The organism is Mycobacterium barrassiae (genome assembly GCF_025822765.1).
Taxonomy (GTDB): Bacteria; Actinomycetota; Actinomycetes; order Mycobacteriales; family Mycobacteriaceae; genus Mycobacterium; species Mycobacterium barrassiae.
Genome location: NZ_JACKUK010000023.1, coordinates 310,337 through 326,403 on the forward strand (window position 1 = coordinate 310,337; position 16,067 = coordinate 326,403).

Sequence of the window (16,067 nt, forward strand, 5' to 3'; positions counted from 1 at the left end):
TCACACCTCCACCGGCAGGTTATTCCAGCTCCACTGGAAGCTCGACGGCGGGCGCGCGGCGCCCTCGCTGATTATCCGCCAGTCCGGCACCCGCTTGAGCCATTCGGTGACCATGACCGCGATTTCGAGGCGGGCCATGTGCACGCCGAGGCAGAAATGCTGCCCGCGGCCGAACGCCAGCAGACGTTCGATGCGGCGGTCCCAGATGAATTCTTCGGGCTCGGGATACTCGCGCTCGTCGCGGTTGGCCGAGGCGAGCAGCGTGATGACCCGCTGGCCGGGATTCATCGTCGTGTCGTGCAGGGTGAACGGTTTGCGCAGCGTGCGCGCAAACCATTGCGCGGGTGCGCAATAGCGGATCATCTCCTCACGCGCGACGGGGACGTTGGCGTCGAGATCGGAACGTACGGCTGTCAACTGGTCGGAATGCCTGCCCAACTCCCAGAGTCCGTGCGCGACGATCTTGGGCACGGTTTCGGTGCCGCCGATGAAGACGCCGAGCATCTGCACCGCCGCCTCCATGTCGGAGAGCGCGGAACCATCGGGAAGGCGATAGTCGATGAGCGCGTCGGCGATCGGCAGTTCAGCGCCCTCGCCGGCACGCCTGCGTTCGATGATCGGAACCAGATATTCCAGATAACCGGGCCGGGCGTTGGCCACCTCCACCCCGCTGCCCGGCTCCGCCAAGCTCCCGGCGTTGACGGTCGCCAGCACCTCGGACGCCAAATCGACCGGCAGCCCGACCAATTCGCATACCACCGACGCCGCGACGATGCCGCCATAGTCTTGCGTCAGGTCGAACGTCCCGCGCGGCAGTAGTTCGTCGAGTCGCTCATTGGCCAGGGTGCGGATCCGATCCGCCCACGTGGAAACGGATCTCGGCCGGAACTGGCTCGACGTGCACCGCCGCACCGAGTCATAGATCGGGGCGTCGAAGTTCGCGTGAAACGGCAACGGGTGCAGCGGCGGATCGGGCACCGGACCGTCGTTCCTCTTCGCCAAAACCGTTGCCGCGGGCAGTGTTCCCTCGGAGGCGACGAACGTTCCGTCGTTGATCCCCAACACCTGCCAGATGTCCTCGAACCGCGACAACGCGAAGGTGTCCCACTTGTCGATGTAGTACACCGGATGTTCGTCACGCAGCACGCGGTAGTACGACGGCGGGTCGGCCATCACCGCGGGATCGAACGGATCGTAGGAGAACTTCGGCATCGTCTGCGTCGCTTGTGAGTTCATTGGAGCGGGGACGGGGGTAGCGCCTGCAGTATCGAGTCCTCCCAGCCGTCACGCAGCGCGGGCGCGACGCTCATCCAGGTGACGATCTCCGCGGGCGGGCTCTCCTTCCACGACGGGTAGTGGTTTTCGAAGCAGTCCCAGTCGCCGTCGAGCGCCCAGTAGTGGATCACCTCGTTGAATCGGAAGGTCGTGATGAACGAACCAAGCCAACGCTTTCCGGTGCGCTCCGACCACGGCACGTACAGCCGCTCGAGTTCCCTGATGTAGTCGTCCTGGCGCCCCGGCTTGGTCTGCATGATCTCCTGGATCACCAGGCCTGCACCGAATCCGGTCTCCTTCAGCTGAGCCAGCGTCCGGTTGTACTTGCCGGCGTACATGATTCGGCCCTCACCGGATGCGCGGATCTCGGCGAGGAACGTCGACCATTTGGCCGCCGCGCCCGCGTGGCTACCGCCGCGCGCCTGCGCCCGTCCGATGCGGGCATAGTCGGCGAACGCGTCGATCTCCCAGATGATCGTCACCTGCGGCCAATGCCCGTTGTACGGCGTGGTCTCCCATATCGCGAACAGGCGCGCGCCGAGGTCCTCCATCATCGGCTGATAGACCTCGCCGAAGACCTCTATGAAGCGATCGCTGCGCCCTTCACCCAAGGCAATCGTCTCGTGAAGGTAGAGAAGCGTGTGGCCGTAGAACTTCTTCAAGGCAGGCACCCAGTTGACAGTCGCACCCTGCGAGCGTGACACTTGTGCCGTGATTTGTAAAGGTGCCGACACGCTGACGACACTGGCCGAGGGTTTCTGCTTCGGCGAGGGCCCGCGGTGGTTCGAGGGATTGCTGTGGTTCTCGGACATGCTGGGCGAGGCGGTGCACACCGTCAACCTGCTCGGCGACCTGACCACGCTGCCGCTTCCCGGTCACCGCCCGTCCGGCCTCGGGTTCCGACCCGACGGGACGTTGCTGATCGTGTCCGGCGCACACCGGCGGCTGCTGCGCTACGACGGCTACACCGTCGAACCGTTCGCCGATCTTTCCGGCCACGTGTCTGCGGACCTCGGCGACATGGTCGTCGACGCCGCCGGCCGCGCATACGTCGGAGTCCAGGCTCGTGAGGGTGGCGTCATCGCCCGTGTCGATCCCGACGGGTCGGTGACGATCGTCGCCGCGAACCTCGACTTCCCGAACGGGATGGTGATCACGCCGGACCACGCCACGCTGATCGTCGCCGAGTCGACGGGCAGGCGATTGACCGCGTTCACCATCGGCACCGACGGGTCGCTCAGCGACCGGCGGAGCTTCGCCGACGGGCTCGACGGGCCGCCCGACGGCATCTGCCTCGACGCCGAAGGCGGCGTATGGGTGGCGATGACCCTGGCCAATCAGTTCGAGCGGATCGTCGAGGGCGGTGGCAAAGCCGATGTCACCGACCGGATCGAGATGGGTGACCGCATCGCGATCGCCTGCGCGCTGGGCGGGCCGGAACGGCGCACCCTGTTCCTGCTGACCAGTACGGACGCGTATCCGGAGCGGCTGATCGGAACGACGGGGTCACGCCTGGACGCGATGACCGTCGCCGTCCCGGGAGCCGGGCTGCCGTGAGCGATTCCTACTACGAGTTGATCGACGGCGACGACCCACTGGGTGAGAAGTTTGCCGCGACCGATCTGGTGCGCAGTACCTGGTCGGCCGAGATCCAGCACGGTGCGCCACCGTCGGCGCTGCTGGTGCGCGCGCTGGAGCGGTGTGAGGCCCGGGACGACACCCGCCTGAGCCGCGTGATGATCGACCTTCTCGGGGCTGTGCCCGCCGAGGGAGATCTGTGGGTACGATCGCGAATCGAGCGTTCCGGCAAGCAGATCGAGCTCGTCAGCGCCGAGATGCTGGCACCTGGGCGTGACGGTGGGCCACGCGCGGTGGCGCGGGCCAGCGGCTGGCGGATGAAGACCATGGACACCGCTGCGATCGTCCACACGTCGGCACCGCCGCTGCGGCCTCTTGCCGAGGCGCGCAGCCGCGATATGAAGAAGGACTGGGACCGCAACTATGTGCACAGCCTCGACTGGCGGTGGTTGACGGAGCCGATGAGCGACGGGCCCGGTGAATCCTGGATTCGCCCGGAGGTCGACCTCGTCAAAGGCGAGACCATGACCGCCCTTGAGCGGCTGTTCGCGGTCGCCGACGATGCCAACGGCATCGGCACCAAGCTCGACATCAGGCGGTGGACGTTCATGAACACCGACCTCGTCGTGCACGTGCACCGTCTTCCGGAGGGCGAGTGGATCGGAATACGCGCCGAGACGAACTACGGGCCCGACGGGATCGGTACGACGATCGGCACCCTGTTCGACGAGTCGGGTCCGGTCGGCGCGATTCAGGAGTCGGTGCTGGTCCGTCCGATGCCGGGCCGCTGAGCCGTCAGCGTACGCACGCGCCCGTCGCGACCGGCTCCGCCGGAACCGAGTCGATGACGTGGGGGTAGACCTGCTTCGAAGTGAGGACGAAGCCGATTTCCGGATCGTGCATCGCCGTGGCGAAACTCATGCCGAGCACCCGGCCGTCGCGGTCTATCAGCGGTCCGCCGGAGTCGCCGCGCCCCACTTTGCCTCGGATGGTGTAGACCTCGCGGAAGACGGTCGTGGTGCGGTAGATGTCCGGTCCGTTGAGTTGGACGACTTCACGCACCCGTGCCGGGTAGGCGACGAACGGCCCGCCGCCGGGATACCCGAGCACGACGGCGTCGGTGCCGCGCCATGCGATGTCGTCGGCGAAGTTCAGTGGCGGCGCCTGCAGGCCGGGGACGTCCAGCACGGAGATGTCGGCGGCCGGGTCGTAGGCCACCACTGTCGCCTCGAATTTATGGCCGTCGACCGAGACGGTGACGCCGTCGGCACCCGCCACCACGTGCGCGTTGGTCATCACACGCTGCGGCGCGACGACGAAGCCGCTGCCCGACATGAGCGTCAGGCACGCATATGAGGTGCTTTCAACCTTGACCACGCTGTGCGCTGCAGTGTCGACGACAGCATCGCGGGCCAGCGTGGCATCGGGTGGTTCCACGCTGACCACCTGGCTGATCGGCTCGGTCAACTCGGTCGCGCGGTAAACCGATTCCGGGTAGGTGCCGCGGCCGGCCAGGGCGCCCAGCCCCAGGGTGACCGCGAGTAGTGCGAATCCGAGTTGAATCCACCTCACCGACAAAACGATAGACCTAATGGCCCGCCGGCGGCGCGTTGCTCAGTCGGCGAGGCGCAACGCCGAGACGGGACACTGCGTCACGGCCTGCTGCATGCGATCGCGATCCGCTTCGGGCCGTTCGCTGTCGTGGATCACGACGATGCCGTCGTCGGACACCTCGAACACGTCTTCGGCGATCGATTCGCAGATGCCGTGGCCGGTGCACCTGTCGAGGTCCACTTCCACCCTCATGAGCACTCCTATCGAACGCAGGCAGGTAGGCGTTTGACACCGTGGACGAAGTTGCTGTACAGCAGGTCAGGCTCGCCGAACTCGATGGTGGTCAAGCGAGTCAGCAACTCGCGGAACAAGTTTCGCAGCTCTGTCTTGGCCAGTTGGTTACCCAGGCAGAAGTGTGGACCCCCGCCGCCGAAGCCGAGATGTGGATTGGGTGAACGCGACAGGTCGAAGACACCCGGATCGGCGAAGGCGGCCTCATCACGGTTGGCCGAGCAGTAGAACAGGCCCACTTTCTCGCCTGCCTGCACGGGCTGACCGTTGATCTCGGTGTGCTGGGTCGCGAAGCGGGCGAACTGCAGCACCGGCGAGGACCACCGCACGAATTCCTCGACGGCGGTCCCGATGCGGTTCTCGAAATCGTCCATCAGCCAGTCGCGCTGGGCGGGATTGGCAACCAGAGCCATCATCGCGTGCGTGGTGGCCTGTTTGGTCGTGTCGTTGCCGGCCGACGCCAACAAGATCAGGAAGGCACCGATCTCCTCGTCGGTCAGCCGGTGCCCGTCGACCTCGGCGTTGACGATGGCCGTCATCAGGTCGTCGCCGGGGTTCTTGCGCCGGAACTGCGCCAACTCGATCCCCGTGTTGGAGAGCAGCGTGATCTGCGCGATCGGGTCCTCGGCCCGCTCCTCGGGCGTGGCGTACTCGTCGTCGCTCATGCCGAACAGCTTCTCGGCGGCGTAGGCCACCGCCGGCTGGTCTGCGGTCGGCACGCCGAGCATGTCCATGATGGTCAGCATCGGCAGTCGCGCCGAGCAGGCGGCCACGAAATCGACGTCGCCCGCGCCGACGAGATCGTTGACGATCGCGACGGCGTTGCGCTGGATCTGCTCCTCGATCTGGCGGACGTTGCGCGGCGTGAACGCCGAACTGATGAGCCTCCGGTACACGGTGTGCTGGGGCGGATCCATGCTGAGGAAGAACGACGCGAACCGCTGGATCTCAGCGGGCATCGGGTTCAGCGCGATGCCTTGTGCCGAGGTGAACAGATCGGGATGCTGGCTGACGAACGCGATGTCGGCGCGGCGCGTCAACGCCCAGAAGCCGGGTTCTTCCATCGGGAACAGCGAGTCGAACGGGCGGTGCCAGGTAAGACCGTCACCCGCCCGCAGCCGGGCGAAAACCTCGTCACGTTCGTCGAACGGCCGACTCCAGAAGTCGTGCGAGGTGATGTCGAACTGGCTGTATTCGCGTACCTGCACGGGTGGGGCTGTCACAGAATCAGCGTGACACTTCCTCAAAAATTTGTAAAGCTATGGCGATGGACGAACCGTGGGTCGAGACCGACAGCTCGACGCGACAGCGAATTCTCGCCGCCACCGCGGAAGTTCTCGGCCGCAACGGGATGACGAAACTCAGCCTGTCGGAGGTCGCCTCGCAGGCCGGCGTATCTCGGCCCACGCTCTATCGGTGGTTCGATTCGAAAAAGGATCTGCTCGAAGCGTTCGTGGTGTGGGAGCGGCAGTTCTACGAACGCGCGGTGTCGGATGCGACCGCCGATCTTCCGGCGGAAGAGAAGCTCGATGCCGCGCTTCGGGTGATCGTGGACTATCAGCAGTCCTATCCGGGGCTGCGCATGATCGACATCGAGCCTGCGCAGGTCCTGCGGCGGCTGTCACGGGTCATTCCGCTCATGCGGCAGCGACTCGAGCGCCTCGCACAGGGTCCCGATGCCGCCCTGGCGGTGTCGACGGCTGTACGCGTGGCGATTTCGCACTACGTGGTGCGCAGCGACGACGACGGCGACTTCCTCGATCAGCTTCGGCATGCCGCCCGTGTCAAGCACCACCCTCCCGGGGGTACGCAGTGACAATCCCGTCTACCGTCGACGAGCTCACCCCCGAATGGTTCACCGACGCGTTGAACGTCGGCGTGGACGCGGTGGAGATCCTGGACGCACATTCCGGCACCACGGGTCGTGCCCGGATCGGGTTGACCGGGTCGTCGCCGGACGTTCCGGAGACCGTGTTCGTCAAGCTGCAACCGTTCGCCGAAGAGCAGCGCACTTTCCTGCGTCAGATCGGTCTTGGCGTGGCCGAAGCGAGGCTCTACGCCGAAGTGGGTAGGGACCTTCCTGTGCGGGCGCCGACGGTGTTTCATTCCGACTACGACGAATTCGACGGGTCGTTCGTGATGGTGCTCGAGGATCTCACCGCCGCGGGTTGTCGCTTCCCCACCCCGAGCGATGACGACATCGTCGACGTCGCGGCATCGGCGATGGATGAGATGGCGCTGCTGCACGCCGCGTTTCAGGGCCGCGACCTGGCGTGGCTGCGCACGGCCAAGGGGATGAAACGCAAACCGGCAGATTCGGAAACCGCTTCCCGCCGTGCGCAGTTCATCGTCTCCGCGCTCGAGCAGTTCGCAGATGACATGCCGGCGGTGTTCCGTCGCCTCGGTGACCTCTACGCCTCGCGGTCACTCGATATCGTGGCACTGTTCGCCGAGGGCGAGCGCACCCTGATCCATGGCGACACCCACAGCGGCAATCTGTTCGTCGACGGAAGTCGTACCGGTTTCTACGACTGGGCGGTCGCCGGTCGGGGTCCAGGAGTGCGCGATGTCGGCTATTTCCTGTGCAACTCGCTGCCGATCGAAACGCGGCGCGCCGAGGAGGAGGCACTACTGACGCGGTATCGGTCTGCGCTGGCGCGCAACGGCGTCGGACTCGACGCAGCCACAGCGCATGAGCAGTACCGGCTGTTCGCGGTGTACTCATGGATTGCCGCCGCGTCCACCGCGGCGATGGGATCGCAGTGGCAACCGATCGACGTATCCCTTGCGGCCATGGCAAGCACCACACAGGCCATCGAGGATCTCGACTCTGTCGGCCTGCTCGAGGAGCGGCTCAGCTGATTGAACGCCTAGTGCGCCGACTGCACGGCCTTCATCCGTTCCTCGCTGGGCAGCACCGGGCCGTCGTCGAGTTGCTCGGTGACCCCGAGATCATCAAGGCCCATCTTCGTGAACATCGAAATGCCGTAGGCATTCAGCATGAAACGCTGGTCGTCGGTGACTCCGTCGTCGAACAGCCGTGAGCCGATCAGATTGATCACCGCGAGCTTGAAGGCCGCCAGCGCCCGGTACCACTCGCGATTGACGACGGTGACTCCACCGGCTGCGGCGTAGTGCGCGAGGAGACCGTCAATCGTCATCGCCGCCTCATGGCTGGGAATCCCGACCGGCATGCGCCACAACAACTCCAGGTATCCGATGTCGGTCAGTGGATCGCCGACGGTGGTCAACTCCCAGTCGAACACCGCGCTCACCTCATCGCGGACGAAGGCGAAGTTGCCCGGTTTGGCATCGCCGTGGACCAGAGTGACAGCCGCCGATGACGCGGGTTGAGTGGCCTTGAGTTCTTGCTGCAGTCGCTCGAGAGCCGGCAGCGTACCGCGCTTGACCCGTTGCATCTCCGAAGTCCAGTGCTCGATTTCGCGGTCCAAGTGGCTGGGGCCGTCGTCGAGGGATTCCAGGTTCACGGCGACGATGTCGACGGTGTGGATCGCGGCGAGCTGCTCGGCCATGCTTTCGCACATCCGCGCGACTCCGGCGGCACCGACCTCCGGTCCTTGTGGTGCGTCCATCTCGTAGACGGTGCCCGGCAACCGTTCCATGACGAAGAACGGCCGGCCCAAGACATCACCGGAATCCTCGAGCCACAGCGCACGCGGCACCCGCACATTCGAGCCTTCCAACGCGCGCAGCACGGTGAATTGCTTTGCGAGGTCATAGGGTTCGAGGAGTGCCGGTGATGGCGGCCGTAGCCGAAGCACGACGTCGCGGCTCTCTCCGCCCGCGACGATCGTCAACACCATCATCTCGGCCGAATGACCGAACTCCACACGATCGAGTCCCTCGAGCCGTAGGTCGTCGACATCTTCAAGCTGGGTACGCAGCCATCCGGCAAGCTGATCACGCACGTCGTCGGCGTAGCTCATCGCTTGTCTGCTCTCCGTACTGCCCCACGGTCGACCGTTTTCCTGCCCTGTTTGAACTTCGACATGTCCATCGGAGACCAATTCGGGTAGCGAGGGTATGCATCTCCCCCCATCAGGATTTCGAAGATGCCCCACCCCATGCGGCCGTCGAAGTCGAACCGCATCAACTGATCGACGGCCATCGCCTTGTCTTCGTTCTCGACCAGCTCGTCGCGATCATTGCTGTCCCAGCGGAAATGGATGAAGTACGCACCCCCACCGAGGTCTTCATAGGTGCACTTCGACATCGGTAGCCCGTAGTAGGCGTTGACGTGTTGGTGCGGCGACTCAGCGGTGACGCGATACTGCGCCCCGTCCTCGTCCGTGAATACCAGCACTGCCCGGGCAGGCCGCTTACGGTCACCATCGAATTCGACGTCGTGCTCGATCTTCACGAAACGCTTCGACAGGGTGCCGTCGTTGTGGGTGATGCCGCCGTCGACATAGGTCACTGTGCCGTCGGCGGTCTCGAAGATCCAGGCTTCGATGGCACGATCCTCGAATCCCGCGTCGAGCCACAGCCAGAAGTCGATCTCGTCAGCCACGCGCACACCGAAGGTTCGGTCCCGACCGCCGTGAAATCCGTCGACGGAGATCCGTTCACCCTCGACCTCGACCCAACCGGTCCACTTCCCCGGCTCCTTCATGTGGTACATATCCGCGATGAGACGGCCGTTCTTGCCAGTTACCTTGAGCGGCAGGAGCTCCCACATCGGGGCGGTCGGTTCGTAGTGCAACTCCCAGGCGATCCCCGAGTTGTTGGGCTCGACCTCGAGCTTCCATTTCTTCAGCGGTTCGACGCATGTCCACCGCATCGGGCCTGCGCCGACCTCGGCGCGTCCGCCACCGTCGACCGGTCGGCCGGCCAGCAGGTCGTAGTGGCGCCCGTCCGCGAATGTCACCTTGACGTAGCCGAGGCCGGACTTGGTGTTGGGATTGTTGCCGTATCCAGATGCCAGGAGCAGATCCCCATCGGGCGAGGCGGCGAAGAAGTAGCACCGGTCCGACCAGGTCGAGTCTGGGTGATGCACCTCGTCGAATGGCCGAGGCAGTTGGTGAGTGAACGACTCGTCTGCGGCGGAATAGCCCATGCCTGCCCTCTCGTGATCGACGCGCCCCCGTTGGCGGCGATTCACAGAGCGTGACATTATTGGCGGAATCTGTAAAGTAGCGACTCGGGGGACTGATCTCACATCTGGCGGGCCAGGGACGAGCTGCGTCGCCGCTTCGCGCCCTACGTCGAACGTTTCGTGCGCTGACGGTCCGCCAGTTCGGCGAGCACCTCGGCGGTGTGTTGCCCCAGTTCCGGTGCGGGCGAACGCGGTTGCCACGGCGTGCCGTGGAAGTCGGCGGGCGAGGCGACCATCGGGATGCCTCCCTCGCCGTCGGGCACATTGACGATGCCGCCCGCGGCGTGGAACTGTTCGTCGCCGAGCACGTCTTCGAGCGAGTTGATGGGTGACCAGAACAATTCCGGTTCGCCCGCGAAGATTTCGGCCCACTCGGCGAGCGTCTTGGTCGCGAAGATCTCGTCGAGCTCGGCGATCAACTCCCGCGCGTTGATCGCCCGGTTGAGCGGTGTGTCGAAGCGGGGGTCGGTCAGCCAGCCGTTCCGCCCGACGGCGCGACACAGTGGTGGCCAGTGCCGGCCGGCCTGCAGTCCCACGATCCAGAACCGGCGGCCGTCCCCGGCGGCGTAGTTGTTCATACACGGATTGCCCATCGTCTCGCGTTGGCCGATCGCGATGGGGTTGCCCGTCATCAGGAATGTGTTGAGATCGAAGCTCACGGTGTAGACGCCCTGCCGGTACAGCGACGTGCTCACCATCTGCCCCCGGCCGGTGCGCCCGCGTGACACCAGTGCCGCGCAGACCGCACCGGCCAGGGTCATGCCCGCGGTGTGGTCACCCATTCCGCCGCGCTGAAACGGCGGGGTGTCGCCGGGCCGCGTCAACAGATGCGCCAGACCCGATCTGGCCCAGTAGGCGGCGACGTCGAATGCCGCGCGGTCGGCGTCGGGGCCCGTTTCGCCGTACCCGGTGATGAGGCCGTAGACCAGGGCCGGATTGTCCGTCGCGACCGACTCGAAGTCCAGACCCAACCGCGCGAGCGCACCAGGTCGCACGTTCGTGAGGAAAACGTCGGCGTCGCTTAGCAATTCACGCGCCGTCGCCCTCCCCTCGTCGGTCGTCACGTCGAGCACGATGCTGCGCTTGCCGCGATTGTCCATGTCGAAGGGCGGGCTGGAGCCGTCCTCAACGCCCAGCATCCGGCCGAACATCCGCGCCGGATCGCCCGTCGGCGGTTCGATCTTGACGACATCGGCGCCCCAGTCCGCCAGAATTCCACCGGCCGCCGGACCCGCGACCCACACACCGAGTTCGACGACTCTGATGCCTTCCAACGGTCCGGCCATCGGGGAACCCTTTCGAGTGGCTTTACAAATCATAGCAAATTTGTAAACTGGCGAGGTGAATCGAGTCGCGCCCGCCGTCGGCCTCGCCGCGCATATCGGACGCGGGGTACAACGTATCGTCACCGACGCCGCCATCGGCCGGGTTCGATCCCTCCCCCGCACCATCGACGAACTCGACGCAACATACCTGTCCCAGGTGATGGGCCGAACGGTCACGTCGATGTCGGTCATCAGCGGCGACGCGGGCACGTCGTCGCGCGCCAGGCTCGCGCTCACCGGCGACGGCGTCCCGGAATCGGTGTTCGTCAAGATGTCCGCCGAAACCGTCGCCACCCGCCTGATGGGCGAGATGGGCCGGCTCGCCGCAACCGAGACCCGGTTCTACCGCGAGTTGTCCCCGCAACTCGATGGGCTCCCCGCCTCCTACGGATCTGTATTCGACCCAGTGACCGGGCGCTTCGTCCTGGTGCTGGAGGATCTCGCCGCATACGACTGCGAATTCCCCGACACGCTTCATCCGCTCAGTACCGAGCGGGCCGGCCTGATCGTGGAACTCCTGGCCCGGCTGCACGGGAAGTTCTGGGGCCGGATCCCCGACTGGCTGTACTCCGCCTCCGCGGACAGTGCCTCGCTGTTGACGGGTCCGCTGCTCAAGACCTCGTCGCGCCGCATCGCCGAACGCACCGACATCCCCGTCGAACGGGGGCGGTTCATCGAGAAGAACTATCGCGCGGTCGCGCGGCTGATCGACACGCCACCGCACACGGTCATGCACGGCGACGCCCACCCGGGCAACGTCTACTTCCGCGACGGCGCGGCGGGCCTGTTGGACTGGCAGGCCGTGCGGCGCGGCCACCCGAGCCGCGAACTGGCATACACCCTGGTCACGAGCATGACGACCGAGGACCGACAGGCCAATGAGCGCGACATCCTCGACGGGTATCGCCGCGCGCTGGCGGCCGCGGGCGGGCCGGACCTGGATCGCGACGACCTGTGGACGCGCTACCGGCAGGGCGCGCTGTACGCCTACGTCGCCGCCCTGATCACCGCCGGAATGGGGGGCATGCAGGACGAAGGGATCGCGTTAGAAGGTTTGCGGCGCGCCGTCGCGGCGCTGGAGGACCTCGACACGGTCGCCGTCCTCAGGAAAGCCCTGTGACTGACGCACTACCATCATGGAACCCAAGCGATTGAGGCCACTGACGTGAACGAACCGCTGCGCGATGCAACCGGAGCCGTCGAGGACACCTCGACTCGACACCGGATCCTCGTCGCGACCGCCGAGGTGCTCGCCCGCAGCGGACAGACCAAGCTCAGCCTCTCGGAGGTCGCGCTGCAGGCCGGGGTCTCGCGGCCCACGCTGTACCGCTGGTTCGCCTCCAAGCAGGAACTGCTCGATGCGTTCGGGGTGTACGAGCGCGAGATGTTCGACAACGGCATCAGCAAGGCCACGGCCGGGCTGCGGGGCACGGAGAAACTCGATGCCGCGCTGCGGTTCATCGTCGAGTACCAGCACTCGTACTCGGGCGTGCGGCTCGTCGACATCGAACCCGAGGTCGTGATCGGGCAGCTGGGGCGAATCCTGCCGATCATGCGTGCCCGCCTGGAGAAGCTGTTGAGCGGTCCCAACGGAGGAGTCAAGGCGGCCACCGCAATTCGCGTCGCGATATCGCACTACATCGTGCGCAGCGATGACGACGACCAGTTCTTGGCGCAACTCCGACACGCGGCGGGCATCAAACAACCAGGCTGAGCCCCCGTCTGCGCCGAAGTAGTGACACTTCCGTCAAAGTTTGTAATGCTGAGCACATGACCAGCGTGCAGGACGAAACAGGAGTGTTGGCCGGCGAAGAGCGGATGCTCATCGACGGCGAACTGCAATTCACCGGTAGCGGTGCGAAATTCGACGTGATCCACCCGGCCAGCGAGGAAGTCGCCGGCCAGGCGACCGACGGAACGGTCGAGGACATGGAGCGCGCGGTCGCTGCCGCGCGGCGCGCGTTCGATGCTGGCGAATGGTCGCGCGACCTCGACTTCCGTTATCACTGCCTCACGCAGCTGCACACCGCGCTGGAGAAGGAGAAGGAGCGGTTGCGTCGCATCCTCATCACCGAGGTCGGCTGTCCCGTCACGGTGTCAGGCAGTCAGATCGAGAGTCCGATCGACGAGGTCAAGCACTGGGCCGAGCACGGCAAGAACTTCGACTACCTGGTCGACACCGGCGTGCATCCCACCCAGCTCGGCCCGGCACGGCGCAAGATCCACTACGAGCCCGTCGGGGTGGTCGGCGCGATCACGCCGTGGAACGTGCCGTTCTACCTCAACATCGCGGAGACGGTGCCTGCGTTGATGGCGGGCAACACGGTCGTGCTGAAACCCGCGCAGTTGACGCCGTGGTCGGGCAGTGAACTCGGCCGCATCATCGCCGAGGAGACCGACATCCCCGCCGGGGTGTTCAACGTCGTGGTCTCCAATGCCAACGAGGTGGGCGCGGCGTTGTCGGCCGATCCGCGGGTCGACATGATCACCTTCACGGGCTCGACGGCGACCGGCCGCGCGATCCTTGCCGCGGGTGCGCCGACGGTGAAGAAGACGCTGCTGGAGCTGGGCGGCAAGTCCGCGCACATCGTGCTCGACGACGCCGATTTCAACTCGGCGCTGTCGATGGCGGCGATGATGGCGTGTGTGATGAGCGGTCAGTCGTGCATCCTGCCGAGCCGGATCCTGTTGCCGCGCAGCCGGTATGACGAAGGCATCGAGATCCTCAAGAACATGATGGAGAGCTTCCCCGTCGGTGACCCGTGGACGCCGGGCAACATGCAGGGTCCGCAGATCAGCGAGACCCAGCGCCAGAAGGTGCTCGGCCTGATCAAGAGCGGCATCGACTCGGGTGCACGGTTGGTGACCGGTGGCGGAATCCCGGAGAACCTGCCGAAGGGCTACTACACGCAGGCCACGCTGCTGGCCGATGTGGATCCGAATTCGCAGGTGGCGCAGGAGGAGATCTTCGGCCCGGTGCTGACGGTGACGCCGTACGACACCGACGACGAAGCGGTCGCGATCGCCAACAATTCGATCTACGGTCTCTCCGGCGAGGTCAGCGGCGGCGACCTGGACCGGGCGTTCGAGGTGGCCACGCGGATGCGGACCGGCAACGTCACCATCAACGGCAAGAGCCACTTCGGCATCACCAGCCCGTTCGGTGGCACCAAGCAGAGCGGGCTGGGCTACCGCAACGGCGAAGAGGGTTACAAGGAGTACCTGGAGGCCAAGACCATCGGCATGCCCGAATGAGCGACGAGACCGAAATCGCCCGACTGCTATATCGATACGCCCGCGCCGTCGACACCAAGGACTGGGAGCTGTATCGGTCGGTGTTCACCGACGACGCGCACATCGACTATTCGTCGGCGGGCGCCATCGTGGGCAGTCGCGATGAGGTCGTCGACTGGTTCGCGGCGAATTTCGGCGTGATCCCGTGGAGCATGCACTACATCACGAACATCGAAAGTGAGATCTCCGGCGACACCGCGGCGGTTCGCGCGATGTTCTACAACCCGATGCAGTTGCCCGGCATGGCTGAGATGAGTTCGTGCGGCGGCTACTACCACCACGAACTGGTACACACCTCCGATGGTTGGCGCAGCCGCCGACTGGTCGAGGAGAACATGTGGTTCGTCAACCAGGCCGGCGCATCGTGAACCACGTTCTGCAGAAGAAGTTCGAGTAAACCCCTGCATTTGGTGGTTAGCGTCGCGGCCCCGGCCCCGGCGTCGAGACTGCTCACAGATCGCGGTTTTACGCCGAACCGCGATCTGTGCGCAGTCTCGACGGGATCAACTCAGCCTTCGGCGGCCAATTGACCACAGGCGGCGGCGATTTCGCGGCCACGCGTGTCGCGCACGGTGCATGACACCCCGCGTTCCCGGACCCGCCTGACGAATTCCCGCTCGGCGGCCTTCGGACTGGCGTCCCACTCACTGCCCGGCGTCGGATTCAGCGGAATGACGTTGACGTGCGCGAGGGGTCCCAGCGCTCCGTGCAACCGCTTACCCAACAGGTCCGCCCGCCACGGCTGATCGTTGACATCACGGATGAGCGCGTATTCGATCGACACCCGCCGTCCCGTCACATCCGCGTAATACCTTGCCGCATCGAGCGCTTCGGACACCTTCCAGCGACTGTTCACCGGGACCAGCGTGTCGCGCAGTTCGTCGTCGGGCGCATGCAGTGACAGCGCGAGCGTCACACCGAGGCGTTCGTCGGCCAGCTTGCGGATCGCCGGCGCCAGCCCGACCGTCGACACCGTCACCGATCGCGCCGAGATCCCGAATCCGTTCGGCGGCGCCGCGGTGATGCGACGCACCGCAGCGAGCACCCGGTTGTAGTTGGCCAGCGGCTCGCCCATCCCCATGAAGACGATGTTCGACAGCCTGCCGCCGCGCGCGGGCGGCGCGATCCCGTCACCGTCGCGATCGCGCAATTCGACGGCTGCGGCCCGCACCTGCTCGAGAATCTCCGCCGTCGACAGGTTGCGCTGCAACCCGCCCTGGCCCGTCGCGCAGAACGGGCACGCCATTCCACAGCCGGCCTGCGACGAGATACACACCGTATTGCGCTGCGGATAGCGCATCAGCACCGACTCGAACGTTGTGCCGTCGACCGCGCGCCACAGCATCTTGCGGGTTTCCCCCGAGTCGCATTCGATCTCCCGCACCGGGTCCAGCAGCTTCGGGAACAGCGCATCCGCGATCTGATCGCGCAGCGCCGCGGGCAGATCGGTCATCTCGTGCGGGTCGGCGATCAGTCGTCCGTAGTACTGGTTGGCCAGCTGTTTACCCCGAAAAGCGGGCAGCCCGAGCTCCGCGACGGCGGCGGTGCGCGCGTCTTCATCGAGGTCGGCGAGGTGACGCGGCGGCATTGCGCGTCGCGGCGGGTCGAAGACGAGGGGCAGAGAGGTGGCCATG

Annotated in this window: 17 protein-coding genes; 8 read left to right on the forward strand and 9 right to left on the reverse strand. The window is 65.6% G+C overall.

The features are described from left to right. Together H7J93_RS11850 and H7J93_RS11855 are read right to left on the reverse strand one after the other, a co-directional pair. A complete protein-coding gene (locus H7J93_RS11850; RefSeq protein WP_267306477.1) occupies positions 1 to 1,236 on the reverse strand; it encodes a cytochrome P450 in 1,236 nt (411 codons plus the stop codon). Then, positions 1,233 to 1,937, reverse strand: coding sequence for an NIPSNAP family protein (locus tag H7J93_RS11855; RefSeq protein ID WP_267306978.1), 705 nt, complete (start codon positions 1,935 to 1,937; stop codon positions 1,233 to 1,235). The genes H7J93_RS11850 and H7J93_RS11855 overlap by 4 nt, the downstream gene beginning before the upstream one ends. Before the next feature lie 49 nt (positions 1,938 to 1,986). On the opposite strand from H7J93_RS11855, the gene H7J93_RS11860 reads away from it, so the two are divergent. Beyond that, positions 1,987 to 2,832 carry an SMP-30/gluconolactonase/LRE family protein gene (locus tag H7J93_RS11860; RefSeq protein ID WP_267306478.1) on the forward strand — a complete coding sequence of 282 codons (846 nt, stop codon included), beginning with the start codon at positions 1,987 to 1,989 and terminating at the stop codon, positions 2,830 to 2,832. Further along, positions 2,829 to 3,644: a thioesterase family protein gene (locus H7J93_RS11865; protein ID WP_267306479.1), complete on the forward strand. Its 816-nt coding sequence runs from the start codon at positions 2,829 to 2,831 to the stop codon at positions 3,642 to 3,644. The genes H7J93_RS11860 and H7J93_RS11865 overlap by 4 nt, the downstream gene beginning before the upstream one ends. A 4-nt stretch (positions 3,645 to 3,648) precedes the next feature. Here H7J93_RS11865 and H7J93_RS11870 read toward each other — a convergent pair whose 3' ends face one another. From H7J93_RS11870 to H7J93_RS11880, 3 genes are read right to left on the reverse strand one after another with little or no spacing between them, the layout of a single operon-like run. Beyond that, positions 3,649 to 4,425, reverse strand: coding sequence for a MarP family serine protease (locus tag H7J93_RS11870; RefSeq protein ID WP_308204913.1), 777 nt, complete (start codon positions 4,423 to 4,425; stop codon positions 3,649 to 3,651). 42 nt (positions 4,426 to 4,467) lie between these two features. Further along, a complete protein-coding gene (locus H7J93_RS11875) occupies positions 4,468 to 4,659 on the reverse strand; it encodes a ferredoxin (protein WP_267306480.1) in 192 nt (63 codons plus the stop codon). Positions 4,660 to 4,667: 8 nt separating this feature from the next. After that, a complete protein-coding gene (locus H7J93_RS11880) occupies positions 4,668 to 5,921 on the reverse strand; it encodes a cytochrome P450 (RefSeq protein WP_267306481.1) in 1,254 nt (417 codons plus the stop codon). A gap of 44 nt (positions 5,922 to 5,965) precedes the next feature. Between H7J93_RS11880 and H7J93_RS11885 the strand changes: the two genes are divergently transcribed. Both H7J93_RS11885 and H7J93_RS11890 read left to right on the forward strand, forming a co-directional pair. After that, positions 5,966 to 6,514 (forward strand): TetR/AcrR family transcriptional regulator, encoded by a 549-nt coding sequence (locus H7J93_RS11885; protein WP_267306482.1) that lies wholly within the window; start codon positions 5,966 to 5,968, stop codon positions 6,512 to 6,514. Continuing rightward, on the forward strand, positions 6,511 to 7,560 hold the full coding sequence (locus H7J93_RS11890; protein ID WP_267306483.1) for a phosphotransferase: 1,050 nt from the start codon (positions 6,511 to 6,513) through the stop codon (positions 7,558 to 7,560). Before H7J93_RS11885 ends, H7J93_RS11890 begins: the two co-directional genes overlap by 4 nt. Positions 7,561 to 7,568: 8 nt before the next feature. On the opposite strand, the gene H7J93_RS11895 is transcribed toward H7J93_RS11890, so the two are convergent. From H7J93_RS11895 to H7J93_RS11905, 3 genes are all read right to left on the reverse strand, one after another. After that, the gene (locus H7J93_RS11895; protein ID WP_267306484.1) at positions 7,569 to 8,645 is read right to left on the reverse strand and encodes a phosphotransferase family protein; all 1,077 of its coding nucleotides are present in this window, start codon (positions 8,643 to 8,645) and stop codon (positions 7,569 to 7,571) included. Continuing rightward, positions 8,642 to 9,775, reverse strand: coding sequence for an Rv3169 family protein (locus H7J93_RS11900; RefSeq protein ID WP_267306485.1), 1,134 nt, complete (start codon positions 9,773 to 9,775; stop codon positions 8,642 to 8,644). Before H7J93_RS11900 ends, H7J93_RS11895 begins: the two co-directional genes overlap by 4 nt. A 143-nt stretch (positions 9,776 to 9,918) precedes the next feature. After that, positions 9,919 to 11,100, reverse strand: coding sequence for a CaiB/BaiF CoA transferase family protein (locus H7J93_RS11905; protein WP_267306486.1), 1,182 nt, complete (start codon positions 11,098 to 11,100; stop codon positions 9,919 to 9,921). Positions 11,101 to 11,155: 55 nt separating this feature from the next. Between H7J93_RS11905 and H7J93_RS11910 the strand changes: the two genes are divergently transcribed. From H7J93_RS11910 to H7J93_RS11925, 4 genes are read left to right on the forward strand one after another with little or no spacing between them, the layout of a single operon-like run. After that, positions 11,156 to 12,259: a phosphotransferase gene (locus tag H7J93_RS11910; RefSeq protein WP_267306487.1), complete on the forward strand. Its 1,104-nt coding sequence runs from the start codon at positions 11,156 to 11,158 to the stop codon at positions 12,257 to 12,259. 45 nt (positions 12,260 to 12,304) lie between these two features. Beyond that, on the forward strand, positions 12,305 to 12,853 hold the full coding sequence (locus tag H7J93_RS11915) for a TetR/AcrR family transcriptional regulator (protein ID WP_267306488.1): 549 nt from the start codon (positions 12,305 to 12,307) through the stop codon (positions 12,851 to 12,853). A gap of 56 nt (positions 12,854 to 12,909) precedes the next feature. Continuing rightward, positions 12,910 to 14,394: an aldehyde dehydrogenase family protein gene (locus H7J93_RS11920; protein ID WP_267306489.1), complete on the forward strand. Its 1,485-nt coding sequence runs from the start codon at positions 12,910 to 12,912 to the stop codon at positions 14,392 to 14,394. Further along, a complete protein-coding gene (locus tag H7J93_RS11925) occupies positions 14,391 to 14,801 on the forward strand; it encodes a nuclear transport factor 2 family protein (RefSeq protein WP_267306490.1) in 411 nt (136 codons plus the stop codon). The genes H7J93_RS11920 and H7J93_RS11925 overlap by 4 nt, the downstream gene beginning before the upstream one ends. Before the next feature lie 140 nt (positions 14,802 to 14,941). On the opposite strand, the gene rlmN is transcribed toward H7J93_RS11925, so the two are convergent. Beyond that, a complete protein-coding gene (gene rlmN / locus H7J93_RS11930) occupies positions 14,942 to 16,066 on the reverse strand; it encodes a dual-specificity RNA methyltransferase RlmN (protein WP_267306491.1) in 1,125 nt (374 codons plus the stop codon). Position 16,067: the final 1 nt, after the last annotated feature.